Annotated in this window: 20 protein-coding genes and 1 tRNA gene; 10 read left to right on the top strand and 11 right to left on the bottom strand. The window is 38.9% G+C overall.

Translation table 11 applies throughout. The features are described from left to right. From AACP56_RS13160 to acs, 7 genes are all read left to right on the top strand, one after another. On the top strand, positions 1-1,476 hold the full coding sequence (locus AACP56_RS13160; protein WP_339335167.1) for a RagB/SusD family nutrient uptake outer membrane protein: 1,476 nt from the start codon (positions 1-3) through the stop codon (positions 1,474-1,476). Positions 1,477-1,534: 58 nt separating this feature from the next. Beyond that, positions 1,535-3,133, top strand: a complete 1,599-nt coding sequence (locus AACP56_RS13155; protein ID WP_339335169.1) for a sialate O-acetylesterase — start codon at positions 1,535-1,537, stop codon at positions 3,131-3,133. After that, positions 3,133-3,822 carry a GDSL-type esterase/lipase family protein gene (locus AACP56_RS13150; protein ID WP_339335171.1) on the top strand — a complete coding sequence of 230 codons (690 nt, stop codon included), beginning with the start codon at positions 3,133-3,135 and terminating at the stop codon, positions 3,820-3,822. Before AACP56_RS13155 ends, AACP56_RS13150 begins: the two co-directional genes overlap by 1 nt. Positions 3,823-3,938: 116 nt before the next feature. Further along, a complete protein-coding gene (locus tag AACP56_RS13145; protein WP_339335173.1) occupies positions 3,939-4,202 on the top strand; it encodes a DUF4212 domain-containing protein in 264 nt (87 codons plus the stop codon). A 59-nt stretch (positions 4,203-4,261) separates the two neighbouring features. Next, the gene (locus AACP56_RS13140) at positions 4,262-5,977 is read left to right on the top strand and encodes a sodium:solute symporter family protein (protein WP_339335176.1); all 1,716 of its coding nucleotides are present in this window, start codon (positions 4,262-4,264) and stop codon (positions 5,975-5,977) included. A 60-nt stretch (positions 5,978-6,037) separates the two neighbouring features. Next, positions 6,038-6,400 carry a response regulator gene (locus AACP56_RS13135; RefSeq protein WP_339335178.1) on the top strand — a complete coding sequence of 121 codons (363 nt, stop codon included), beginning with the start codon at positions 6,038-6,040 and terminating at the stop codon, positions 6,398-6,400. Between the two features lie 190 nt (positions 6,401-6,590). Beyond that, positions 6,591-8,498, top strand: coding sequence for an acetate--CoA ligase (acs, locus tag AACP56_RS13130; RefSeq protein WP_339335180.1), 1,908 nt, complete (start codon positions 6,591-6,593; stop codon positions 8,496-8,498). A 71-nt stretch (positions 8,499-8,569) separates the two neighbouring features. Here acs and AACP56_RS13125 read toward each other — a convergent pair whose 3' ends face one another. Genes AACP56_RS13125 through AACP56_RS13090 form a run of 8 tightly spaced genes read right to left on the bottom strand, consistent with a single transcriptional unit; the run spans position 8,570 to position 16,617 of the window. Next, the gene (locus AACP56_RS13125; RefSeq protein WP_339335182.1) at positions 8,570-9,244 is read right to left on the bottom strand and encodes a bifunctional 4-hydroxy-2-oxoglutarate aldolase/2-dehydro-3-deoxy-phosphogluconate aldolase; all 675 of its coding nucleotides are present in this window, start codon (positions 9,242-9,244) and stop codon (positions 8,570-8,572) included. A 10-nt stretch (positions 9,245-9,254) separates the two neighbouring features. Continuing rightward, positions 9,255-10,304, bottom strand: coding sequence for a sugar kinase (locus tag AACP56_RS13120; protein WP_339335184.1), 1,050 nt, complete (start codon positions 10,302-10,304; stop codon positions 9,255-9,257). Between the two features lie 16 nt (positions 10,305-10,320). Further along, complete coding sequence (locus AACP56_RS13115) at positions 10,321-11,625, bottom strand: TRAP transporter large permease (RefSeq protein WP_339335186.1); 1,305 nt, start codon at positions 11,623-11,625, stop codon at positions 10,321-10,323. A 2-nt stretch (positions 11,626-11,627) separates the two neighbouring features. Then, positions 11,628-12,149: a TRAP transporter small permease gene (locus AACP56_RS13110; RefSeq protein WP_339335188.1), complete on the bottom strand. Its 522-nt coding sequence runs from the start codon at positions 12,147-12,149 to the stop codon at positions 11,628-11,630. A gap of 48 nt (positions 12,150-12,197) precedes the next feature. Beyond that, positions 12,198-13,187 carry a TRAP transporter substrate-binding protein gene (locus AACP56_RS13105; protein ID WP_339335190.1) on the bottom strand — a complete coding sequence of 330 codons (990 nt, stop codon included), beginning with the start codon at positions 13,185-13,187 and terminating at the stop codon, positions 12,198-12,200. Then, positions 13,177-14,562: a glucuronate isomerase gene (uxaC, locus tag AACP56_RS13100; protein ID WP_339335192.1), complete on the bottom strand. Its 1,386-nt coding sequence runs from the start codon at positions 14,560-14,562 to the stop codon at positions 13,177-13,179. Before uxaC ends, AACP56_RS13105 begins: the two co-directional genes overlap by 11 nt. Before the next feature lie 26 nt (positions 14,563-14,588). Then, positions 14,589-15,770: a mannonate dehydratase gene (gene uxuA, locus AACP56_RS13095; protein WP_339335194.1), complete on the bottom strand. Its 1,182-nt coding sequence runs from the start codon at positions 15,768-15,770 to the stop codon at positions 14,589-14,591. A 19-nt stretch (positions 15,771-15,789) separates the two neighbouring features. Continuing rightward, a complete protein-coding gene (locus AACP56_RS13090) occupies positions 15,790-16,617 on the bottom strand; it encodes an SDR family oxidoreductase (protein ID WP_339335196.1) in 828 nt (275 codons plus the stop codon). 154 nt (positions 16,618-16,771) lie between these two features. On the opposite strand from AACP56_RS13090, the gene AACP56_RS13085 reads away from it, so the two are divergent. Beyond that, on the top strand, positions 16,772-17,455 hold the full coding sequence (locus tag AACP56_RS13085; protein WP_339335198.1) for an NUDIX hydrolase: 684 nt from the start codon (positions 16,772-16,774) through the stop codon (positions 17,453-17,455). Positions 17,456-17,522: 67 nt separating this feature from the next. After that, on the top strand, positions 17,523-19,142 hold the full coding sequence (pafA, locus tag AACP56_RS13080; RefSeq protein WP_339335200.1) for an alkaline phosphatase PafA: 1,620 nt from the start codon (positions 17,523-17,525) through the stop codon (positions 19,140-19,142). Between the two features lie 2,233 nt (positions 19,143-21,375). On the opposite strand, the gene AACP56_RS13075 is transcribed toward pafA, so the two are convergent. Continuing rightward, positions 21,376-21,449: transfer RNA gene (locus tag AACP56_RS13075), tRNA-Arg, on the bottom strand. Between the two features lie 279 nt (positions 21,450-21,728). On the opposite strand from AACP56_RS13075, the gene AACP56_RS13070 reads away from it, so the two are divergent. Further along, the gene (locus tag AACP56_RS13070; RefSeq protein WP_339335202.1) at positions 21,729-22,247 is read left to right on the top strand and encodes a MarR family winged helix-turn-helix transcriptional regulator; all 519 of its coding nucleotides are present in this window, start codon (positions 21,729-21,731) and stop codon (positions 22,245-22,247) included. A gap of 3 nt (positions 22,248-22,250) precedes the next feature. Here AACP56_RS13070 and scpA read toward each other — a convergent pair whose 3' ends face one another. Beyond that, positions 22,251-24,410 (bottom strand): methylmalonyl-CoA mutase, encoded by a 2,160-nt coding sequence (gene scpA / locus AACP56_RS13065; protein WP_339335204.1) that lies wholly within the window; start codon positions 24,408-24,410, stop codon positions 22,251-22,253. Beyond that, positions 24,403-25,788: a methylmalonyl-CoA mutase subunit beta gene (locus tag AACP56_RS13060; protein WP_339335206.1), complete on the bottom strand. Its 1,386-nt coding sequence runs from the start codon at positions 25,786-25,788 to the stop codon at positions 24,403-24,405. The genes scpA and AACP56_RS13060 overlap by 8 nt, the downstream gene beginning before the upstream one ends. Between the last annotated feature and the right edge of the window lie 5 nt (positions 25,789-25,793).

The following is a 25,793-nucleotide window of genomic DNA, read 5'->3' as shown; positions in this document are numbered from 1 at the left end:
ATGAAAAAATATATAATTACGTTACTTATTGGTTTTCTATTTTTCTCTTGTGAGAAAATGGAATTCATAGAAGAAGATCCCAACAGTGATTTTATACTTCTAGATATAAATGAAGAATCTCTTGAAGCAATTATTAATGGTGCGTATGAGCCTTTGACAAGAAGTCGAGGCAGATTGTGGGAATCAGTATATAGTACTTTTTTAGATCAATGTACGGAGTACTCTTATTCTAGATTATCATTGTTCAACGATATCGCTCTTTATGATTTTAACCTTTTGAGTGCAGGATTTAATGGAACCATGTGGACTTCTTTCTACGAATCCATAGGCAGGGCGAATTTCATTATCGATAACCTTGCAACAAATACGGCCCTATCCGAACCTGTAAAGAACGCAGCGATTGGAGAGGCACGTTTTATAAGGGCTATATGTTATTTTAGTTTAGTACGCACATATGGTAGTGTCCCACTGCGTACCAGTCCTATAGAGAACGCAAATGAAATTGAACTTGAAAGTTCAAGTATAGATGCTATTTATCTGCAAATTGTCGAGGATTTTATTTTTGCAGAGACAACTTTACCAGAGGTAGTAGATTCAGGTAAAGAAGGTCGTGCAACGCAAGGTGCTGCAAAAGTTGCACTGGCAGATGTTTATCTTACCTTAGGTAATTTTAGTGATGCAAGAAATAAGGCCAAAGAGGTTATTGATAATAAGGATACATATGGGTATGAGTTAGTCTCTTCTTTAGAAACTTTATTTTCACCAACATTACCAACAAACAGTGAAGAGGTTTTTGCGCTAAAGTTTGCACAATTGGCTGGACAAGGGAGTTTTTTACCTGCTTATGCAGCCGATTCTAGAGCCAACCAAGCAGGAATAGCATCAAATGGAAATAGGTTTATTCATACTTATAACACTAGTCCTTTCATTTCAGAATGGGATACGGAAGATTTGAGAAGGAATTTTAATCTTTATAATGAGATTGAAATAGATGGTGAAGTTCTTCCTGCAGATATTCCGACAGCTGCATCCAATACTATAAATGGAGATTTTTACTACGGGAAATACCAAGACCCAGACTCACCTGCGAGTACCGGAGCAGGAAATGACTTTTATCTATACAGGTATGCTGATGCACTATTAATATTTGCCGAGGCTGATAATCAATTGAACGGACCTACTGCTGATGCGTATGAAGCTGTTAATCAAATTAGAAGAAGAGGGTATGGCGTTGACATCAATACACCTTCTGCTATTGCTGATTTTCCTGCCGGTCTAAGTCAAACAGAATTCGATGACCTCATCTTTCGAGAACGAGGCTACGAGTTTTTCTTCGAATGCAAAAGATGGTTCGATCTCAAACGTACTGGAAGATGGGAAAGTTTTGCTTTAGCAGCTGGAAAACCTGCGCCACAATCTGATTATTGGCCGTTACCGCCTGTAGAATTGGTAAACAATCCCTCTGCTGGAAATTAATCTTTTTTGAATTTAAAAAGGGTGGATAATATTATCCACCCTTTTATTTAAACAAAACATGAATTTTAGAATATTACTAATTCTAGCACTAGCCTTTATAGAGGTTCAAGCTCAAGATAAAACAGATTTTTACCTGCTTCTTGGCCAGTCAAATATGGCGGGAAGAGCCGCTATTAGGGTCGTGGACACTACGGAATTGGACAAGGTTTTTCTAGTTAATGATAAACTAGAACTAGAACCTGCAAAAAATCCTTTAAACCGTTACTCTACTATCCGTAAAGACGATAGTGAACTGCAAAGGCTTGGGCCAGGATATTCTTTTGGCAAAGAACTGGCAAAGTCAATTAATGATACCATCGTATTATTCGTAAACGCCAGAGGGGGAACCGAAATAGACAGATTTTCAAAGGGCAGTGAATACGGGTTGTATGAGGCAACCATGAATAGGCTCAAGATGTCTTTAAAGAAGAACCCCTATTTAAACCTTAAAGGCGTATTGTGGCAGCAAGGTGAATCGGACAGGAACAAATCTGAAGTCTATTTAAAAAAGCTGAAACGGTTCATTACTACCATGAGAAATGATCTAAAAGACCCAGATTTACCGTTTTTCATAGGGGAAATGGGAAAATGGAACAAGGATTATGATATGGTCAGGAAAGAACTTTTGACCGTTGAAAGTAATATTGAAAACGTACATCTAATTACCTCTAAGGACTTGACCAATTTTGACGAGCACCATTTTGATAGTAAATCACAGGAAGAATTGGGTTTAAGATACGCTAACAGCGTCTATAAGAACTTATACAAAACCAAAAAAATTGAGAAACCTAGAACAGAGCGTATCCTAGAAAAGATAAAATCAAATAGTAATGATGCTTTTGTCATCGCGCATCGAGGAGATTGGCGAAATGCTCCGGAGAATTCTATTCAAGCCATTGAAAATTGCATACAAATGGAAGTGGATATTGTTGAAGTTGATATTGCCATGACAAAGGACAGTGTATTGGTTCTGATGCATGACAAGACATTGGACAGAACGACTAAAGAAACCGGAACAATCAATGAAAAAACCTATAGTGAAATTAAAAACCTCAGATTAACCAACGCTGTTGGCTTTTTTACAGAACAAAAAATACCCACTTTACAAGAAGCATTAAAAACCGCTAAGGGTAAGATTTTATTGGACTTAGATATAAAAGGGGATATACCTTTTCATTTAGTTGATAGGATTCTAAATGATGAATCAGCCTACCGAAATGTAATAACAAGATCTTACAGACCTTACGATAAAGCTCTTGAATATTATAGCAGGAGTTTGAAAAAACTCATTTACTTTCCAAACATTTCAAAAAATATTAATGACATCGAATCTTACATTCAAGACTTTGAAGAGAATATAAATCCAATGGCTTATGTACCTAAATTCGAATCAGATGATTCCGAAATTTTAAAATATTTCAACACAATACTTAACAATGATGATAAGATATGGATACATACCATTACAGGCAGCAGAAGTGGCGGTCATGATGATGAAAGGGCTGTCAATGATTTAGATGGATCTTATGGATGGCTTTTGGAAAAAGGAGTTCGAATCTTTCAGACCGATAGGCCGCAATTATTAATTGATTACTTAACAGATAAAGGCCTGCGGTAATGAAGAAGTCAATATTTTATATAATTATTGGCGTATTGATTTTGCTAAACATACTTCTTCTAACGAATCCCTGTTTGGTTTCAAAATGTACAACTCCGCAACAGAGAAAAGCCACCAATAAGCGCTACTATGCAGGAAGGAATGATTTATTCAAAATTCTTCCCCAAAGTAATTCCGATATACTCTTTCTGGGTAATAGTATTACGGATGGGGCAGAATTACAAGAGTTGTTCAACAACCCAAACGTAAAAAACAGGGGTATAAACGCAGATACTATTATAGGGCTACAAGAACGTTTAGAGGAAATTCTGGGTATTGAACCAAATAAAATCTTCATCCTGATAGGAACAAATGATCTCAAAAATCATACAGTCAGCAAAATTTTAATAGACTACAAAAATCTTTTAGAAAAAATTAGAATTCTATGCCCAACATCTCAGTTATATGTTCAGAGTATTCTGCCCGTTAAAAATAGCACATTGCGGAACAATGAAGACATTAACACTATTAATGCCAGTCTAAAAAAAATACTGGCCGGCAAAGCAAATATCAAATTTATAGATGTAAACAGTCCATTACGTGGGCTGGACGGAGAGCTAAAATCCAGTTATACCTATGATGGCCTGCATTTAAACGGTGCGGGATATATGAAATGGAAAACCGTTATTGAAAAATTTGTGAGTGGTTAGTTTAGTTGAGTTAGTTTAGTTTGAGGGCGTAGTCAAAATGACTGCGCCTTTTTTTCAAAAACTATTAAAGAAACTCCATTAACAAAAAATATTGGTTGAATAAAATTTTTAATTAGATGGTAAATAAAGAAAAAAAAGCAAAAGCCTATTGGCAAGAAAATGTAAGATACTTATTCCTTCTTTTGGCCATTTGGTTCATAGTTTCCTTTGGAGCGGGCATCCTGTTCAAGGATAGTCTGGATAACATTAAAATAGGCGGCTTCAAACTTGGTTTTTGGTTCGCACAGCAAGGTTCGATTTACATTTTCGTGATATTGATTTTCGTTTACGTACGATTAATGAACCGGCTGGATAAGAAATATGGCTACGACGTCGATTAACCAACTGAACTCGTCCAGAGTTTTTGTTTGGAGATGAGCTCAATAAAACCAACACAATTATGAATGAAGCACAAATTTGGACCTACGTCTTGGTCGCCCTGACCTTTAGTCTGTATATAGGCATCGCAATCTGGTCTCGGGCAGGTTCTACAAAAGAATTTTATGTAGCTGGGGGAGGCGTTTCTCCACTGGCCAATGGTATGGCAACAGCCGCTGATTGGATGTCGGCGGCATCATTTATCTCCATGGCGGGCATTATTTCCTTTGCAGGATACGATGGCTCCGTGTATCTCATGGGATGGACCGGCGGTTACGTATTACTGGCACTGCTCTTGGCGCCTTATTTGCGAAAATTTGGCAAGTTTACCGTTCCTGATTTTATTGGTGAACGCTATTACTCAAAAACAGCACGTTTGGTAGCTGTTTTCTGTGCCCTCATCGTTTCTTTCACTTATGTGGCCGGACAAATGCGGGGTGTCGGTATCGTTTTCTCAAGATATTTAGAAGTTGATATCGAAACCGGTGTTGTCATAGGGATGATAATTGTCCTGTTTTATGCAGTTTTAGGCGGGATGAAGGGTATTACCTACACCCAAGTGGCCCAGTACTGCGTTTTGATTTTTGCCTTTATGGTTCCCGCCATTTTTATCTCCATGCAAATGACCGGAAATCCTATTCCCCAAATGGGTATGGGCAGCACCACTACTGATGGCTCAGGAATGTATCTATTGGACAAACTTGACGGACTTTCGACAGAATTAGGCTTTAAAGAGTATACCGACGGTTCTAAATCTGTTGTTGACGTTTTCGCCATAACATTTGCATTAATGGTGGGCACTGCGGGCCTACCCCATGTGATTGTTCGTTTCTTTACCGTAAAAAGGGTAAAAGATGCCCGTAAATCGGCAGGTCTGGCGCTGTTGCTTATCGCTATCTTATATACGACCGCACCCGCAGTTGCTGTATTTGCAAGAACTAACCTCATTGAAACTGTAAGTAACAAGCGATATGATGAAATGCCCAAATGGTTCAGCAATTGGGAGACTACTGGGCTGATAAGCCATAATGATAAAAATGGTGATGGTGTGATTCAATATGTTGCCGATGCACGGATGAATGAATTGACCGTAGACAGGGATATAATGGTTTTGGCCAATCCTGAGATTTCCGATTTACCGGCATGGGTGATTGGTCTGATTGCAGCGGGTGGTTTGGCTGCTGCTTTATCTACCGCCGCGGGATTGTTATTGGTGATTTCTTCATCGGTTTCACATGACTTGATAAAGAATATTATCAAACCTGATATTTCAGAAAAAGGTGAACTATGGGCTGCAAGATGTGCTGCAACAGTTGCAGTGGTGATTGCAGGTCTGTTCGGTATTTATCCGCCAGGTTTTGTGGCGGCAGTGGTTGCCTTGGCCTTTGGTCTAGCGGCGGCATCCTTCTTTCCGGCTATTATCCTTGGAATTTTTTATAAAAAAATGAACAGTAAAGGGGCAATCGCTGGGATGATTGTCGGTATATCTTTTATGCTGTTCTATATGCTCAAGTTCAAATTCGGAATATTTGACGGTGGCAAAGCGGCAGTGCCCGACCTACAAGACTCTTGGTGGTTTGGTATTTCCCCAGAAGGGTTCGGTACCATAGCCATGATAGTCAACTTTGTGGTGGCCTTGGTTGTGAAAGCTTTCACGGAAGAACCACCACAAGAAGTGCAGGAAATTGTAGAGAACATCAGAATCCCCAGTGGTGCAGGTGAAGCTTCATCACATTGATGTAACAACGATTTAAACAAAGAGCGCAATTCAATTTTTCCTCTGGCAAAAGACCACATTATGAAAAAAGTACTTATTGTTGATGATGAACCCAATATTTTGATGTCGTTGGAATACGCTTTCAAAAAACGTGAATTCGAAGTGTTTGTAGCCACAGATGGTACTGAAGCACTTGACATAGCCATAAAAGAAAGGCCAGATGTGATTTTACTAGATATTAGAATGCCCCAAATGGACGGATACGAAACGTTAAAACATATCCGAAGAGATAAAAATTTGTGTAAGACCAAAGTGGTATTTCTATCCTCCAAAGCTTGGCCATCCGATATTGAAAATGGCCTGCAACTTGGTGCCGATGGTTACCTGACCAAGCCCTTTTCTGTAAAGAAAGTAATAAATAATATTGAAGAGCTTCTTTCCTAAGTAATTATAAGACAATTAATCAACATTAAAAACTAGTTCAATTCAAGCCTTTCACAATTTTTATTTTCTTAGTAATCCAGCTGTTGAGAGAACAGTCAGTTTGTATCCAGCATAGATAATTCTCAAGGATTTAAGCAATAAAGACATGAAGAAAAACAGAAACATCAAGAGTTAATAAAGACCAAATAGCATGAGTAATTACCATATCAAACATTTAGAAGAATACTACCAAGTTTATAGAAAATCAGTAAGACATCCTGAAAGTTTTTGGGAGGAGATTGCTGAAGAACATTTTGTTTGGCGTAAAAAATGGAACAAGGTGTTGGATTGGGATTTTTCCGAGCCAGAAATAAAGTGGTTTGATGGAGGCAAACTAAATATTACCGAAAACTGTATTGACCGTCATATCCATATCCGTGGAGATAAAACGGCCATTCTTTTTGAACCTAATAATCCAATCGAAGAGGCACAACATATCACTTACAAACAGTTGCGTGAACAAGTCTGTAAATTGGCAAACATTCTAAGCAAAAAAGGCATTAAAAAAGGGGACAGGGTGATTATTTATTTGCCGATGATTCCTGAGCTGGCGATTTCCTTGTTGGCCTGCGCGCGAATTGGGGCAGTGCATTCCGTTGTTTTTGCTGGTTTTTCTTCTACCGCTTTAGCAACCCGTATTAATGACTGTGGTGCCAAAATGGTCATTACTTCAGACGGATCATATCGAGGGGCAAAAACAATCGATTTAAAAGCTATTGTTGACGACGCCTTGGAAGATTGCCCTGATGTGAAAAACGTTTTGGTGGCCAAACGCATCAATACCGATATCCCCATGAAATCTGGCCGTGATGAATGGCTTGCTCCCTTGATGGAGGCCGCTTATGGCGATTATCCACCTGAAATCATGGATGCTGAAGATCCGTTGTTTGTGCTATATACTTCTGGCTCAACGGGCAAGCCCAAGGGCATGTTGCATACTACAGGTGGCTATATGGTGTACACTGCCTTTACCTTTAAAAATGTATTCCAGTATCGAGAAGATGACATCTATTGGTGTACGGCAGATATCGGATGGATTACAGGTCATTCGTATATTGTTTATGGACCACTGGCCAACGGGGCGACGACGGTAATGTTCGAGGGCGTACCAAGTTATCCCGATTATGGACGTTTTTGGGATGTGGTCCAAAAACACAAGGTGACCCAGTTTTATACGGCACCTACTGCCATACGTGCGCTGGCAAAAGAAAATTTAGATTTTGTGTCTAAATATGATCTTTCAAGCTTGAAAGTATTGGGTACGGTTGGTGAACCAATTAATGAAGAAGCCTGGCACTGGTACAATGATCATGTAGGTGACAAGAAATGCCCTATCGTGGATACTTGGTGGCAGACAGAGACTGGCGGCATATTGATATCTCCGATTCCCTTTAGCACTCCGACAAAGCCAACCTACGCCACCTTGCCAATGCCCGGGATTCAGCCTGCTTTAATGGATGAAGGGGGAAGAGAAATTACAGGTAACCAAGTTGATGGCAGATTGTGTATCAAATTTCCATGGCCGTCAATGGCGCGTTCAATTTGGGGCAATCATCAACGATACAAGGAAACTTATTTTTCCGCCTTTAAAGATATGTATTTTACCGGGGACGGCGCCTTACGGGATGAAGTAGGGTACTACCGAATCACAGGTCGTGTTGATGATGTGATTATCGTTTCTGGGCATAATTTGGGCACAGCGCCAATAGAAGATGCGATAAACGAGCATCCTGCGGTAGCAGAATCAGCTGTTGTTGGCTTTCCGCATGATATTAAGGGGAACGCCCTTTATGGTTATGTCATGCTAAAGGAAACTGGTGAATCTCGAGACCGTGAAAACCTAAAAAAGGAAATCAACCAAATGATTACGGATCATATAGGTCCGATTGCTAAATTGGACAAAATTCAGTTTACATCAGGATTGCCCAAAACGAGAAGTGGCAAGATTATGCGTCGTATCTTGAGAAAGATAGCTTCAAAAGATACCAGTAATCTCGGGGATACTTCTACTTTATTGAACCCAGAAGTAGTTCAAGATATTATAAAAAATGTGCTTTAGATTTGGGGAACATCCAATTATCTACATATGTGCCGCTATACCTGGCGAAATAAAAACTCCTCCATTCACCCCTATTTATCACCTCGTACTTTGGAAATTATCTTCAAAGTATTGCCCACGGTCAATTCAAGTTGCTCAAAAGACTGGTTGGATAGAAGTTCTTTTGAAATCAATTTTGAACCTAGGCCCACACAGGACACTCCGGCATCAAACCACGCCTTTAAATTGGATTCTTCTATACTTACCCCACCCGTAGGCATAACGCTTGTCCATGGTTGTGGTCCCAATATAGCCTTGACAAACTCAGGGCCATAGGTAGAACCAGGAAAAAGCTTTATGATTTCGCAACCCATTTCCTCAGCCTTGTTTATTTCTGTCAAGGAACCGCATCCAGGAGACCAAAGTACTTTTCTCCTATTACAGACAAGAGCAATATCCTCCCTTAAGGAAGGCGTAACAATAAAGTTTGCTCCCATTTGCATATACATCGAAGCGGCAGAAGCATCAGTTATGGAACCAACACCCATAATCATTTCAGGGAGTTTGTTCCGGGCATACTTGTTCAACTCCGAAAAAACATCAAAGGCGAAATCACCTCGTGCTGTAAATTCCATCAATCTTGCTCCCCCGTCATAGCAAGCTTTTAATACCTTTTTACCCAGTGCTACATCCGGATGGTAAAACAATGGTACTAGACCTGTTTGTCGCATCACTCTTGCTACCTCAATTCTTGAAAATTCTGACATCTCTTAATGTTTATCGCGCGACTCTGCCTGATGCATCACCACCCATTAATTTTTCTATTTCACTGGTTGTTACAAGATTGGCATCCCCTTTGATTGTGTGCTTTAAGCAAGAAGCTGCTACTGCAAAATCAAGGGCCTTCTGGTCATCATCAGGATGGGCCAACAAACCATAAATTAGCCCCCCCATAAATGAGTCTCCCCCTCCTACCCTATCCACGATATGGGTAATTTGGTATTGTCTTGTATGATACATCTTTTTTCCATCGTACAACACCCCTGCCCATGTATTATGCGAAGCGGAAATAGAACCTCTTAAAGTCGTTATCACCTTTTTGGCGTTCGGAAATTTAGCCATCATCTGCTTGCAGACAGAAAGGAAAACTTCTGCCTTAACATTTTGACCTTCAGTCTGTACATTTAGTCCATCGGGTTTTATACCAAAATGCATCTCAGCATCTTCTTCGTTTCCTAATATAATATTGCAATAAGAAGTCAGTTCGGTCATGATTTTTTCTCGCTGAGCATCATCACAGTAATTCCAAAGTTTAGCCCTGTAATTAAGATCCGTAGAGATGAGAACGCCTCTCTCACTTGCTACCTTCAATGCTTCCAAGCACACCTCTGCTGCACCTTGTGAAATTGCCGGGGTAATCCCGGTCCAATGGAACCATTCCACACCATCAAAAACCGTTTCCCAATCTATCATGCCTTTTTCTATATCTGCCATTGCAGAATGCGCACGGTCATATACAACTTTACTTCCCCTACTCACTGCGCCCGTCTCGAGAAAATAAATGCCCAAGCGATTTCCTCCATAAATTATCTTGTCGATTCCGACGCCTCTTTTTCTCATTTCCATGAGAGCACATTGCCCAATATCATTTTTTGGCAAACGTGTCACAAAGTCAACCGGAACTCCATAATTAGCAAGTGAAACGGCTACATTGGATTCCCCACCCCCATAAATTGCATCGAAATTGTTTGTTTGTGAAAACCTTAAAAATCCTGGAGGCGTCAATCGTAACATAATCTCTCCAAATGTCACTACTTTTTTGTTCATTTTCTTGATTTTATATTTATTCAACCACCCCGAATAGCTTAGGTAGATATAAAGCTATTTCTGGTATGTATGTAATTAACATTAGCATTGTTATCATAATCGCCAAAAAGGGTAGAATTGGCTTTATGACCTTGGTTATTTCAATTTTCGCTACACCGCTACCCACAAAGAGTAAAGTGCCTACGGGGGGTGTACATAACCCAATACACAAGTTTATCACCATGATGATTCCAAAATGCACGGGATGTATGCCCATACCTGTAACTATGGGTAAAAAAATAGGGGTAAATATTAGCACGGCAGGCGTAATATCCATAAAAGTCCCAACAAGCAATAAGATGATATTTATAATCAATAAAATAACGATTGGATTACTGAAATTTCCCAATAGGTTATCCGAAATAAGTTCTGGCACACTAGTATAGGCAAACAACCAGGATAAGGCCATGGAAGTACATATCAAAAACATAACGATTGCGGTAGTCTTTGCACTGGACAGTATGATTTCAGGCAGCTTTTTAAAACTTATCTGTTTGTAATAAAAACCTAAAAGTAAGGCGTAGAATACGGCAATTACAGCACCTTCGGTGGCCGTAAAAACACCCATTACAATACCACCAACAACGATGACAATCATAAGAAGGCTTAGAAAGGCCCTAGTAAAGTCTTTCACCAACACTTTAAATTGAATACGATCTCCTTTTGGGAATTTATGTTTTACGGCAAAGTATCCGGCCACGAGCATTAATCCCAATCCAAGTAACATTCCTGGTAAATAACCGGCAAGAAATAGAGCCTCCACAGAAGCTGCACCACCACTTGCCAAAGCAAAAACAATTAATATATTACTCGGTGGTATTACAAGACCCACGGTAGAAGAGGTAATGTTTACAGATGCGCTAAAAGGTTTTTCATAACCTTCCTTATCCATACGATTGCTCAATATACCGCCAATAGCGGATGCTGAAGCAACTGCCGAACCAGAAACGGCTCCAAAGAACATTGCCGATAAGATATTCACATAGAGTAAACCACCGGGTAAGCTACCCACCAAAGATTTGGAGAAATCTATAAGCCTATTGGCTATACCACCACGGTTCATAATATCACCCGCCAATATAAAAAATGGAATGGCCAAGAGTGCAAAACTATCTATACCCGTGGTCATTTGCTGCATTATGGTCGTTATCGTTGGTAGGGCAGGCAGGTAAAAAAGTAAAGTCAATGTGGTTGCAATACCAACACTATAGGCCACGGGTACTTTTAAAAGTAATAGGATAAAAAGTACTACAAAAAGAAAAACTACTCCAGCTATAGCCATAATTACAAATTCATTTTTGATAGATCTTGATCTTCACTTAAATGGGTATTTTTATTACTTTTCAATTGATTCCAGCAATGGTAGCAACCGTAAAAAATAATTATGAAACCACTTATAGGAACCACGCTATAGATATATCCTATTGGAATGTTCAAAGCAGGCGATATCTGTCCCAGTTTTAGAGTAATGTACATAAGGTTGGTACCACCTATAACCATAATGAAAAGCGCAAACAGTATTATTGCAACTTCAATGAAAAGACTCAGAGAAGCCTGTTTTTTGGGATTCAATTTGTTGTACAGGTAGTCTATGGCCATTTGCCCTTTATAGCTTCTGACGTAAGCGGTTCCTAAAATGGCTAACCATATCAAAAGGTATCGTGCCAGTTCTTCTGTAAAAGCACTTGGTTTGCCAATACTATATCGAGCAAAAACCTGCCATAGCACATCAATCACCAAAACACTGAATATTGTGATCAATACAGTTTTTAAGACCAATGTTATAATTGCAAATGTTTTTTCCATGCTTGCTTTTTAAATTAGGTCCTTCAACCTTTTTACAAATAGTAATGCTTATTCCGTTTTTTCAATAGCATCCACAAGAAGCTGCATTTCCTTATCCCTTGTGAACCCTTGTTTTATGCCCTTGGTTTTATTTGCGAATAATGATTTATCGGGAGTAATGAATTTTACGCCAGATTGTTTTAAAATATCCATGCTTTCGTCTTCGGCAGCTTTCCAAAATACCTTTTGATCTTGGGCAGACTGTCTAGCTGCACTGAACACCCATTCCTTTTCTTCTTCCGTGAGGCGTTCCAAAAATTTGGTGCCCATTAAAACTACATCAGGAACGTAGCTGTGAGCATCTAGACTGTAGTACTTGCAAATTTCGAAATGACGCGAGGTGACAAATGAAGGAGCATTGTTTTCAGCACCATCGACCACACCTTGTTGCAGGGCAGTATATAGTTCCCCAAAAGACATGGGCGTGGGCGACCCCCCTAAGGCTTCTACCATGGCCACTGACATCTTATCGCTCATGACCCTTATTTTCATCCCGTTTAAATCTTCGGGAGTTTCTATGAATTTGTCTTTGGTATAAAAACTTCGGCTTCCAGCATCGTAAAAACAAAGACCACGCAACCATGATGCCGTTCCTTTTTCAAGCAATAATTCCCCGGTCTCACCTTCTAAAACATTAAAAAGATGTTCTTTGTTACGAAATAAGTAAGGAATGCCCAAAACCCGATATTTTGGCACAAAATTGGACATGGCTGCCGCACTTACTTTTGTCATAGAGATACTACCTATTTGTAGCAATTCTAAAACTTCACGCTCAGAACCTAGTTGCCCGTTGGCGTAAATTTTTAGCGTTAGCTTCCCTTCTGAAATGGTTTCTAGATGGGATTTAAAAGCCTCCACACCTTTATGTACCGGATGTCCCAGTGGTAAATTATGGGCAAAGGTCAATGTTTTTGTTGCTCCTTCTTGCCCACAAGAAAGTAACGAGAGTAAGCCTGCAAATAGCAAAAGTGTTTTATATGTAAGCAGCTTATGTTTCAAATTCAAAATAATTCTTGGCGTTATTATAACTAATATTCCGTACCATCTCCCCAAAAAACGATACATCGTTGGGTAATTCTCCCTTGTGTATGGCATTTCCAATAAAATTGCACAGGATTCGTCGGAAGTATTCGTGCCTTGGAAATGACAATAAGCTTCTACTATCCGTAAGCATACCTACAAATCGACTCAAAAGCCCAATACTTGACAAGGTGGTCAATTGCTTTTCTATCCCGTCTTTTTGGTCTAAGTACCACCAACCGGAACCCCATTGCATTTTACATGGTACACTGCCCGAATTAAAATTGCCCATCATGGTAGCAAATACTTCGTTTTGCGATGGATCAAGATTATAAGTAATGGTTTTGGCCAGGGTATTCTCGGCATCCAAGCCACCAAATAGTTTGGACATAGGTGACGCAAACTTATAATCTCCTATGGAATCACAACCCACGTCTGAGCCAACTTCCTCCAACAAGCGCCTACTGTTATTTCGGATTGCACCCAGGTGGTATTGCTGTGTCCATTTCTTTTCATGGTATTTCTTTCCTAAATAGAAAAAGAGAAAGCTTCTATATTGATTCATATCCGATGCTGAAATCGCTTTCCCATTAAGTCGTAGCTTAAAAATGCCTGCAACACTTTCAAAAGTGAAATCGACTATTTCAATAGGCGCACCCACCCCATAATCCGATAGTTTACAGCCGTGTTTTTCAAAAAAATCAACTCTAGCATCAATGGCATTCAAAAAACCTTGAAAATCATCAATCCCAATACCGGAGACCAATGATAGGGTATTCAGATAGTCTATAAAAGTATCTTCTTCGATTAAAAACAGATTATCGGACCTAAAGGTTGGCAGTGCCTTAGTATAACTTTCTGTACGACCAATAATTTGATGGTACTCCAAACTATCCGTTGGGTCATCTGTAGTGCAGATTACTTCAACCTTCATATCTTGCAATAACTGCCTCGGAGTCTTTTTGCCCAATATTTCATTAGCGTTACCATAAATCTCTTTCGCAGAATTGGGCTGTAAGATGGTTTCCACGCCAAAATATCTAGCAAGCTCTAAATGCGTCCAATGAAATAAAGGGTTGCCTGCTGTATAGGGCACGGTATCCGCCCACTTCATGAATTTTTCTTCATCGCTTGCATTACCGGTAATGTACTTTTCTAACACGCCATTAGCCCGCATTGCGCGCCATTTATAATGGTCTTCTGCCAACCAAACCTCACTTAGATTATTAAAAGGATTATTTTCCGCGATGCATTTGGGTGACAAATGATTGTGATAATCAATGATGGACATTTTTGCCGCATGGTCATGATACAATTGCTTCGCAGGCTTGTTTTCCAGCAGGAAATCGTCCATTATAAAAACAGCTTTTGTGCTAAAATTCATAAGGCCATGCTTCTGCGGATACCCAATTCCAATCCACGTATTTCAGCCAGTCCGCGTAGTCTTCCAATACAGGAATACCCTGGATTGGTGGATTTGTTCAAATCGTCCAACATCTGATGGCCGTGGTCTGGACGCATGGGAATCTCCCAATCCATATACTTTTCTTTGGCCCTCCTTTTTTCTTCAATCAAGATTTCCTTAATCACGGTGTACATATCCACATCACCATCTAAATGATTAGCTTCGTAAAAGTTTCCCTTCCTATCTCGTTTGGTACTCCTTAAATGAATAAAGTGGGTTCTATTAGCAAATCGCTTTAAAATTTGTTTTAAATCGTTTTCGGGAATAACGCCCAAAGAACCTGTGCAGAAGGTAATGCCATTGTGCCTACTTGGCACCTCTTCAAAGAGATTGGCATAATCAGCTTCGGTACTTACTACCCTTGGAAGGCCAAGAATGGGATATGGTGGATCATCAGGGTGAATACACATTAAAACACCCGCCTCTTCCGCTACAGGAATGATTTCTTTTAGGAACAGTACCAAATGCTCCTTCAGTTTATTGGCATCGATATCTTGGTAGGTGTCCAATACCCTTTGAAATTGCTTCAAGGTGTAGCCTTCTTCCGCTCCCGGGAGCCCGGCAATAATATTGTTCGTCAGGGTCTCTTTATCTTCTTCGGATAAGGCCTCAACATATAATTTCGCCTCCTTTCGGGTTTCTGCGGGATAGCTTTTTTCCGCACCCGGTCTTTTAAGCAAGTAGAGGTCAAAAGCAGCAAAAGCAACAATATCGAATCGAAGAGCTTTGGAACCATCTTCAACCTGATAGGCTAGGTCTGTCCGTGTCCAGTCCAACACAGGCATGAAATTATAGCATACTATATTGACGTTGCAATGCGCTAGGTTTTTGATACTTTCCTTATAAGCATCTATATACTCTTGATATTTGCCAGTTCGTGTTTTTATCTGTTCGTGCACGGGAATACTTTCCACTACACTCCATGTGAGTCCTACATCTTCAATGGTTTTCTTTCTTTTTTGAATCTCTTCCATCGTCCAAACCTCCCCGTTAGGAATATGATGCAATGCAGATACGATACCCGTAGCACCGGCTTGCTTTATATCTTTCAAGCTCACCGGGTCTTTAGGTCCGTACCATCGCCATGTCTGTTTCATACTGTTCTGTTTTTACTGTTTAAACTCCACTAAAAGCGCTAAACCCACCATCTATGGGCACAATAACCCCTGTTACAAAAGAGGCCCCTTCTCCACACAGCCAAAGGGTAGTCCCAACTAAATCTTCTGGTTCGCCAAACTTGCCCAACGGGGTATGCTCAATAATTGTCTGTCCCCTAGAGGTAAGGTCACCGTCTTCTTTGGTCAACAAGGCTCGGTTTTGGTTGGTCAAGAAAAAACCAGGGGCCAATGCGTTCACCCGAATCCCCACCTTTGCAAAATGTACGGCCAACCATTGTGTGAAATTGGATACGGCCGCTTTTGCTCCGCTATAGGCAGGTATTTTGGTGAGTGGCGTATAAGCGTTCATGGATGAGATATTTAAAATACTGCATCCTTTTTTACCTATCATATCTTTACCAAAAATCTGGCTTGGCAATAAGGTTCCCATAAAATTCAAATCAAAAACGAATCGAATTCCTTCTATATCCAAATCAAAAAAGGTTTTAAAACCATCAGTGTCATTTAGCAAATCTTCTTCCAGCAGATGGGTGTTACTGGTGGTTCCCAAAGGATGGTTTCCACCTGCTCCATTAATAAGGATGTCACAGGAACCCAAGGTATTATTGATCAGCTTCTTTGCTTCCAATAGAGAAGCTTTATCTAAAACATTCGCTGCTATGCCTAGGGCAATGCCACCATCTTGTTTTATTTCTGAAGCAACTGCCTGCGCAGCTTCTTTTCTTAAATCCAAAACGGCTATTTTATGCCCCACTTTTGCAAGTGCCTTTGCCAATGTGCTACAAAGCACACCGCCTGCACCTGTAAGCACTACTACTTTACTCATGTTTTAAGTTTTTTAGTGAATGTTTTGCAAATAAAACTTCTTCCAGAAGCCAAAATACTTTACTTTTGAATATTCTGTGTATTTAATACACAAAAGCAAATCTAGATTATTTATTTTTAAGTTCAGCTATTTTTTATATAAAAACTTGAATAAGGTGAAACGAATCAATCCAGACTTGGAAAATATTCAGGTAAAGCAACAATCTTTTGAATGCAGCATTACTACAGATGTTGCCCTTTTCGGATTTAGCGATGGCGTATTAAAGGTGTTGCTCACGAAAAGAACAGTGGGCTTCAGAAAAGATTACTGGTTATTACCCGGAGGCGTTATGGAAGATTATGAAACAGTAGAAGCTTGCGCTTCAAAAGTGCTTAACTATTTAACAGGGATTAAGAATGTCCATATGGAACAGGTGAAATCTTACAGCGCATTAGATAGGCATGACGTAAAGAGGGTAGTAACGGTTTCTTTTTATGCTTTGGTGCAACCACAAGACCACCCAATAGAACAAAAAATCGATGTCACTGAGGTCAAATGGTTTGCACTTGACAACCTCCCTGAAAACATTGGTTTTGACCATAGGCAAATATTGGAAGATGCTCATAAAATGGTGAAGCTTAATTTGCGTCAGAATATGATTTTTGGTGAACTGTTGCCCGAAACATTTACCTTAAATGAGTTACAAACCCTCTATGAAGCAATACTGGAAGAAGAGTTGGACAAACGGAATTTTAGAAAGAAGATTTCCCAACTGGAACTTCTTGAAAATACCGGTATAGTTAAAAAGGGTGTAAAAGGAGGACCATGGCTCTACAGAAAATCAGGGACAACTATTTAATCCTATTCAAAAATGCTCAAGCTTAGTTTGTAAAAATTGGACTTGATACTCTTAAAAAATTGGTAATATGATACGTAAATGGAATGTCTTTTGTTCATTATTAATTTCTCTTTTCAGTTTTGGACAAACGATTGATAGGCCTAAACTGGTAATAGGGATAGTTGTTGATCAGATGCGGGCCGATTACCTTTATAGATTTTCCGATAATTTTGGAACGGACGGCTTCAATAAATTAACAAAACAAGGGTTTGTGGTCAAAAATATGCACTATAACTATGTGCCTACGGCCACGGGTCCCGGGCATGCTTCAATATTCACTGGAACCACTCCAATAAACCACGGTATAGTTGCCAATGACTGGTATAGTCGAAAGGAAAGAAAAATGATGTATTGTGTGGAAGACGGTAACGTTTTTTTGGTCGACTCCACAAAAGATACTGTTGGTTTATCCATTTTTTCTAGATCTCCAAAAAACTTGCAGTCGACTACAATAACAGATGTGCTTAAACTTAGTTCGTACGGTCGTTCAAAGGTCATAGGAATCTCCTTAAAAGATCGAGGTGCTATCTTGCCCTCTGGGCATTTAGCAAACTACGCGTTCTGGTTCAATATGGACTCAGGCAACTTTATCACTAGTTCGTACTATGCAAAATCCTTACCAAACTGGTTAAAATATTTTAACAAGAGACAACTACCGGATTCGCTTTTGAACCTGACCTGGAATCCTCAGATTCCCATCGAAAAATATACCAATAGCGGGGCAGATGACGCCCCTGATGAAAAAATTTACTTCGGTAAAAAAAAAGCAATCTTTCCGTATGGCTTGAAAAAACTAAGGCAAAACAATAACAATTATGCTTTGATACCTCAAATCCCTTTTGGAAATGATTTGTTGACAAGATTGGCCATCGCCACAATTTCAGGAGAAAATATGGGAAGCGGCAACAGCACTGATTTTCTGACTATTAGCTATTCCAGTACCGACTACGTAGGACATAACTTTGGCATCCGTTCAAAAGAAATAGAGGACACGTATATCCGATTGGATAATAATATTGCGACATTGTTGACTTATCTGGATAAAAAAATTGGACAAGGTAATTATCTGGTATTTCTTACTGCGGATCATGGTGCTAGCGACAATCCCTTATTTTTAGGGGAATCCCGATTACCTGGAAAATTTATTAATCTAAATGAAATCAAAAATCTTCTGAACACCAAGTTGTCAGAAAAGTTTGGAAGTAACGAATGGGTTATACACATAGACAAAACACAGGTCTTTTTAAATATAACTGATGTTAATCATAATGCTGTCATAGAAACAGCTTCGAAAATACTTGGTGAAACGAATGGCGTTAAACAAGTATATAATCCAAATATTGATGCCAATCCAAATTATGGGGTAGATAGTTTTTTTAAAAACAGTTACAATAACAAAAGATCAGGTGACATCCTATTTCATTTGGAAGATGGATGGATGCCCAAAAGAAATTATGGCACTACGCATGGTACAGCCTATAATAATGACACACATGTGCCTATGATATGGTACGGACATAATATTGACAATGGAAACACATACAAAAGATACACCATAGACAATATTGCTCCTACCCTATCCTTTCTATTAGATATCCCTTTACCCAGCTCTTCAAATGGACATCCTATAATTGAGGTAATTCGTTAAAAACTAGTTTCTAATAAAAGTTACGTGCGTAAATATTCCTGAGAGTTTTAACATTAGGTTTTATACATAAGATATTTGTTTTTTTGGTTAGTACGTTACTGAACGGATTCACCCAAGTCAACTGGAAAGTAGAAATTATTCCGTTCCCATCATTTAACACAAATGTTATACAATGAAGCGGTTTATATGAATGCAATATATCCTCTTCTGATGTTTAGTCACGATTCTGGTATGAAAGAAATCAACAAATTCTTAAAAGTTACCGGATTCTAAAATAATTCTTTTGTAAATTTAATGTTAATTTTATGTAAATAATTTGTATATTTAATGTTACTAAATGGAATTATGAGGTTGAGAGAAAAATTAAGAAAACTAAGTAATCATTATATAATGTGGATTAGTAACTACGGTAAAAAATATAAGTCCTTTATAAAAATGATTTATGAAACCTAGAGAAAAAATAGCTCCATCTAAATAAAAAATTCTGGTCGTGTATGGTCTTTTATAGGTAATGCGCCGAGAAGTCAACTGTTGATCAAAATCCATACAACTTAAAAGTTCCATCTTAACTCTTGATATTCATAAATAGAATAAATTACCTTTAAATCATCATTATAAGGAAGTAGCTGAATAATATAAAAGGTAATCCGCCCCTTGGGTTTTCTTGCCTAATGATAGGTCGCCGACATCATTTTAGACAGGACTAAATACAATTTGACGCCCTCTCTTTTTACCAGTATGAGTGTTCTTTGATTTAATACAGAGAGACATTTTGGCTTTTTCCAGAAGATTTTTAAAAAATTTATGCACTTTAATTTCATTATGCTATACTGAACGGATGACTCCCCCTACTTATTTATAGATACTTAAAACTATTTTCAATCATAAATGTCCCGAAATCTCTATGGTCAAAACTATACTGCCACAGATAGGAAGCATTTTATATATTTGTGTTTAAATAAGTTCATTTAAAATGCTAGTTGTTCTCCAGTTAGTAAATTGGTGAGTGACTAAAAATACTAAGAGCTAACTTCTTGACAATGAGATTCATACAACTAGGGTTCGAGCCCCAGTCATGCCGTAGATTGGGTTGTACTATTTTTGGCTCCAGAAGAATATGGCTTCTAGAAACTTTTCATTATTCGCGGCGTTCTTCAATAGATTCAGCTTCTTATTTTCGTAAGGGCCATCATATTAGAATTAAAGGAAGGGGTGTCCAACTTTTCTAGCTTTAACCAAACAATTATATATCTCTTGCACGACTCCATTTGCTTAGATTTTTGATTTCAAAAGGCTAAGACTGTATCGAAAAATATCTTAATTATAGGCATCGAAAAGACTATTGGACGCTTTTTTTTATTGTGAGAAATGAGTTAGTGCAAGTGGGCCAAAGTGATTCGGAAGGCTTCGTTCGAATTAATTCGTTCGAGACATTTGATGATTGTACTACATAAATCAAGCAAAGTTTATCCTAGTTCAATAAAAAACTAGCCTAATTTAATACTATTAAATCTTAATCATAAAACCAATAGTCTTGGTCAAACTGGGAAATATCCACCAAAAAATACGGCCAAAATCTTTATGTAAGTTATGGTCCTAATACAAATAGAGAGAAATGAAGAAAACACAAACAGTCACAGAAACAAGAAATGTTTTTTCTCAGTTTTACCGATTAAGACATGTTTAAGCTTCAGACAAATAAATAGAATTATCGTGATTCATTTGATTAGATAAACTTGTTCGTAACAAATTAAAATTTCATCATACCAAAGAAGATTCCTAAGTTTTCCTAGTCTTTCGTGCTTCAAAATATTTCAATTAGTTCAAAAGCAATAGAAATACTACAAGAATTAATCTCTTTTGTTAAAAAAGTTAAATTTTACAATTTTAGGGTAAAGTTAGGGTAGTAATAATGAGAAAAGCCTTTCGATTTCTCGAAAAGCTTGCTGTCACTGAGCTCCTCCTCTTGGGCTCGAACCAAGGACCCTCTGATTAACAGACGGATGTCTATCATATATTTATCTAAATCACTATAATTCAGTAGAATAGTAATCTATACTGTTAAAATATGTTAAATTATAAAGATGTGTGCATAAAGTGTGCGTTTTCCAAAATTTTTATTCGCTTTTCACCTAAATTATTGAGCAATTTTTTGGTTATGTTTCGAGCAAATTAATTCAAAACAATAGATGAAAAAAAAGGGGCAATCCTTCTTGGAAGCCCCTTTTTACTGTGATCGCGGCAGGATTCGAACCTGCGACCGTTTGCTTAGAAGGCAAATGCTCTATCCAGCTGAGCTACGCGACCATTGGTATTTTCAGTATGTCAAATTCGACTGCTTAGAAGGCAGATGCTCTATCCAGCTGAGCTACGCGACCTATTTTGCGGGTGCAAATATAGTAAGGTATTAGTCAAGTTAAAAATATTTTTTGCCATAAAACAAACAAAACCCAATTCATTTAAAGGAAATTTGTCAAATATGGTATTGTTTGTTCAAACGAAATTAAAAGTAATTAATAGACTGTATGATTAACATTATAAATCATATCTTTATATATAACGTTTAGAAACTAAGTGAGGAAGAAAATGATTGAAGAAAGCCTTGAGGAATCCATTGTATTGAGCATATTCGATTTGTCCAACTTATTGAAAAAAAATGACGATGATGTATATCTAAAAATAGGTGTTACCAGACAACAGGGGCTTATTTTATTACATCTGGCAGGCAATCCTAATCTACCCATCTTTAAACGTGAAAAGCACGCTAAAGATTTAATGGCCAGTGAGTTGGCAGATTCATTAAACGTTTCTAGGGCCAACATTACCAATCTCATCAATGTGCTTTTGGAAAAAGGTCTTGTAAAACAATATGAGGACAAAGAGGACAGAAGAAAAAAACGTTTGAAACTAACAAAAAAGGGAGTAGCTTTTGTTGATACTGCGCAACCTTCAAGACTAGCAGTTATTCACTTTTTAACGGAAGGTTTTGACAAAAATGAGAAGGAAACCTTCTTACGCTTTCTAGAAGCTTGTATGAGAAAGCTTATAAACGAAGACGAGAAAGTTAAGTCTTTTCATGAGCTATTGGGAGCTCCTGCCATATAATTTTTATTCTTCCTCAATAAGGATTTCAAGAATCTGTATGGCTGCATCACTTATTTTTGACCCTGGTCCAAAAATAGCGATGGCTCCGGCATCGAACAAATACTGATAATCTTGTTTGGGAATTACACCACCCACAATGACCATAATGTCTTCACGACCATATTTCTGAAGTTCTTCTATCACTTTAGGGACTAAAGTCTTATGACCCGCGGCGAGCGAGGAAACCCCTAAAATATGCACATCGTTTTCTACGGCTTGTTTAGCCGCTTCTTCTGGCGTTTGAAACAACGGACCTATATCAACATCAAAGCCTAAATCCGCATAACCGGTTGCTACCACTTTTGCACCACGGTCATGACCGTCTTGACCCATTTTGGCAATCATGATACGCGGTCTGCGACCATCTTGTTCTGCGAACTTGTTAGCAAGTTTACGTGCTTTTTGAAAGCTATCATCGTTTTTAATCTCTTTGGAATACACTCCGGTAAATGATTTTATTTCTGCCTTGTGGCGGCCAAAAGCGACCTCCATAGCGTCGCTTATCTCTCCTAAAGTTGCTCTTTCTCTAGCAGCTTCTACTGCTAAAGCTAATAAATTATCACTATCCGGGGTTGCTTTATCAACCATTTTATCTTTTGCCGCTTGGGTTAGTTTTTTCAAGATAGCATCGACCTTGTTTTGGTCTCTGTTTTTCTTCACAGTGTCCAATCGTTTTAACTGCTGCCTACGTACCTCTTGGTTATCTACTTCTAGAATGGACAACTCATCCTCATTCTTAAGCTGAAACTTATTTACCCCAACGATGACATCTTGAGTACTATCGATTCGCGCTTGTTTTCTGGCAGCGGCTTGCTCTATTCGCATCTTGGGGATTCCAGCCTCAATGGCTTTGGTCATTCCTCCTAACTCTTCCACTTCCTCTATGAGTTTCCAAGCTTTATGTGCCAGTTCATGGGTAAGGTGTTCTACATAATAACTTCCTGCCCATGGGTCGACGGTTTTAGTGATTTTAGTTTCCTCTTGAAGAAAAATCTGGGTTTCCCGTGCGATTCTTGCCGAGAAATCAGTTGGTAAGGCAATCGCTTCATCCAAGGCATTGGTGTGCAAACTCTGTGTACCACCTAGTATTGCAGCTGTTGCTTCAATTGTTGTTCGCGCTACATTATTAAAAGGGTCTTGTTCCGTAAGACTCCATCCACTAGTTTGGCAATGCGTACGTAAAGCCAATGATTTTTGATTCTGCGGATTGAACTGATTGACCAGTTTTGCCCAAAGCATTCTTGCCGCTCGCATTTTAGCTATTTCCATAAAATGGTTCATGCCGATACCCCAAAAGAAGGATAAACGTGGAGCGAACTCATCTATTTTTAATCCGGCTTTTAAGCCTGCTCTGATATATTCTAATCCGTCTGCCAAGGTGTATGCCAATTCGATATCAGCAGTAGCCCCTGCTTCGTGCATGTGATAGCCCGAGATACTGATACTATTGAATTTGGGCATATGTTTACTCGTATATTCGAAAATATCGGAAACGATTTGCATGGAAGGTTTTGGCGGATAGATATACGTATTCCGCACCATAAACTCCTTTAAAATATCATTCTGGATGGTACCCGATAATTGCTCCAAAGAAACGCCTTGCTCCTGTGCAGCAACAATATAAAATGCCATGATAGGAAGTACGGCACCGTTCATCGTCATGGAAACCGACATTTTATCCAACGGAATTCCATCGAACAATATCTTCATATCCTCCACGGAATCAATGGCGACTCCTGCTTTACCCACATCACCAACTACGCGCTCATGGTCACTGTCATACCCACGGTGCGTTGGTAAGTCAAAGGCAACTGATAGTCCTTTTTGACCTCCTTTCAAGTTTCTTCTGTAAAATGCATTGCTCTCCTCGGCGGTTGAAAAACCGGCATATTGACGAATTGTCCATGGTCTTCTCACGTACATGGTAGAATACGGCCCACGAAGGTTTGGTGCGATACCGGCTGCAAAATTTAGGTGTTCAGCATCTTTGATATCTTCGGCCGAATATGTCGACTTTAGAGGAATTCCTTCTCCCGTTAAATAGGTCTCCTCAGAATTCCGAATCCTAAATTCTGAATTCTGAACTTTCCCTAATGAAATGTGCGACAGGTCTTTTCTACTCATCATCCAAACGTTTTTGTTCTAAAGCTTCTGCCAATCGTCTTTCTATAATAGGTTCGATTAAAGTTTTTCGAGCATTGGTCTTTACAAAAGGATACAATTCCAAATCACCCATCATTCTATCATTGGGGTTTTGGAATTTATTCGTTCCCACAAGAACCTCCTCTTCCGCATCAAATTTAGCTTGTTCTTTTTCGGCACTTTCCTTTATCTTCTTCTGAATGGTATGGTCTTTTAACTGCCTTAAAAAACCACCACTCTTTTCAATTGATTTAAAAAGTTCCAATGCTTTTTCTGCCAGTTGTCGGGTCAGGTTTTCAATATAATATGCGCCATCTGCTGCATTATCTACCTTATCTAAATGCCCCTCATTCTTTAATAGCAATAACTGGTTGATTGCAATGCGGTCTCCAAATTCATTGGTTTTATGATAGATAGCATCGTAAGGCGCGTTGAAAACAACATCTGCACCCCCTAATACGGCTGACATGCTTTCTGTAGTTGTCCGCAGCATATTGGTATTGTAATCGTACAAGGTCTTATTCCTTTGGGTTGGCTGAGCCATGATATGGCAATCTGCCGTCATTCCGTATTCTGCTGCCAAAGTTTTCCACAATAGACGTAGCGACCTTAGTTTTGCGATTTCAAAGAAATAGTTCGTGCCAATGGCAACTTTAAAGGTAAAAACGACAGATCGCTGCGCTGCGCTCGCGATGACGTCTTTAAAATGATTTAAATATTCATTGGCATGTGCTAAGGCATAGGCCAATTGCTGGACTATATTCGCTCCTGCATTTTGATACAAGGATACATCAACCTGCAATGCATTTGGAAGTCCGGTTTCAAGCATAGTTTCCAAAACCTGATGGTCATTACCCAAATTATCAAACCAGTTTCCAGATTTCGCCAAATTGCCAATAATATCAATATTGATAAATATATGATCAGCAGCTTCCCCAACAACCTCAACTATCTCTTTTACGTAATTCGACGATAAAAATTGAAGCTCAAAATATACCGGAGCCATTTCAATATCGATTCCCTTTAACAGCTCTCGAATTTCAATTTCTTTAGATGGAACAATAAAAAGGATGCTCTCCACGCCCCTTTCCAGAAACTCCAAAGCCTTACCATTTGCCATGATGGCATTGCCTGCATAAATGGTATGCCCTATTTTCCAGCTACTATTCTCTTTTGAAATGGTCTGATTGGAAGCGACCATATCTTCTTGATGGTAAAAAGGTTTTACCTTAATGCCTTCGGGGGATTCCCAAACCAAAGTTTCGTTGTAATCCGCCCCTTTTAAGTCAACCTGTATTTTTTGCTTCCAGGCTTTTGCGGAAACTTCTTGGAAATCGCTAAAAAGCTTTTTGTTTGACATCTTTG

It is taken from the genome of Croceitalea sp. MTPC6 (genome assembly GCF_036985525.1).
Taxonomy (GTDB): Bacteria; Bacteroidota; Bacteroidia; order Flavobacteriales; family Flavobacteriaceae; genus Croceitalea.
The sequence above is the reverse complement of the archived record's forward strand: the minus strand, read 5'-3'. Positions and strand labels throughout refer to the sequence as shown.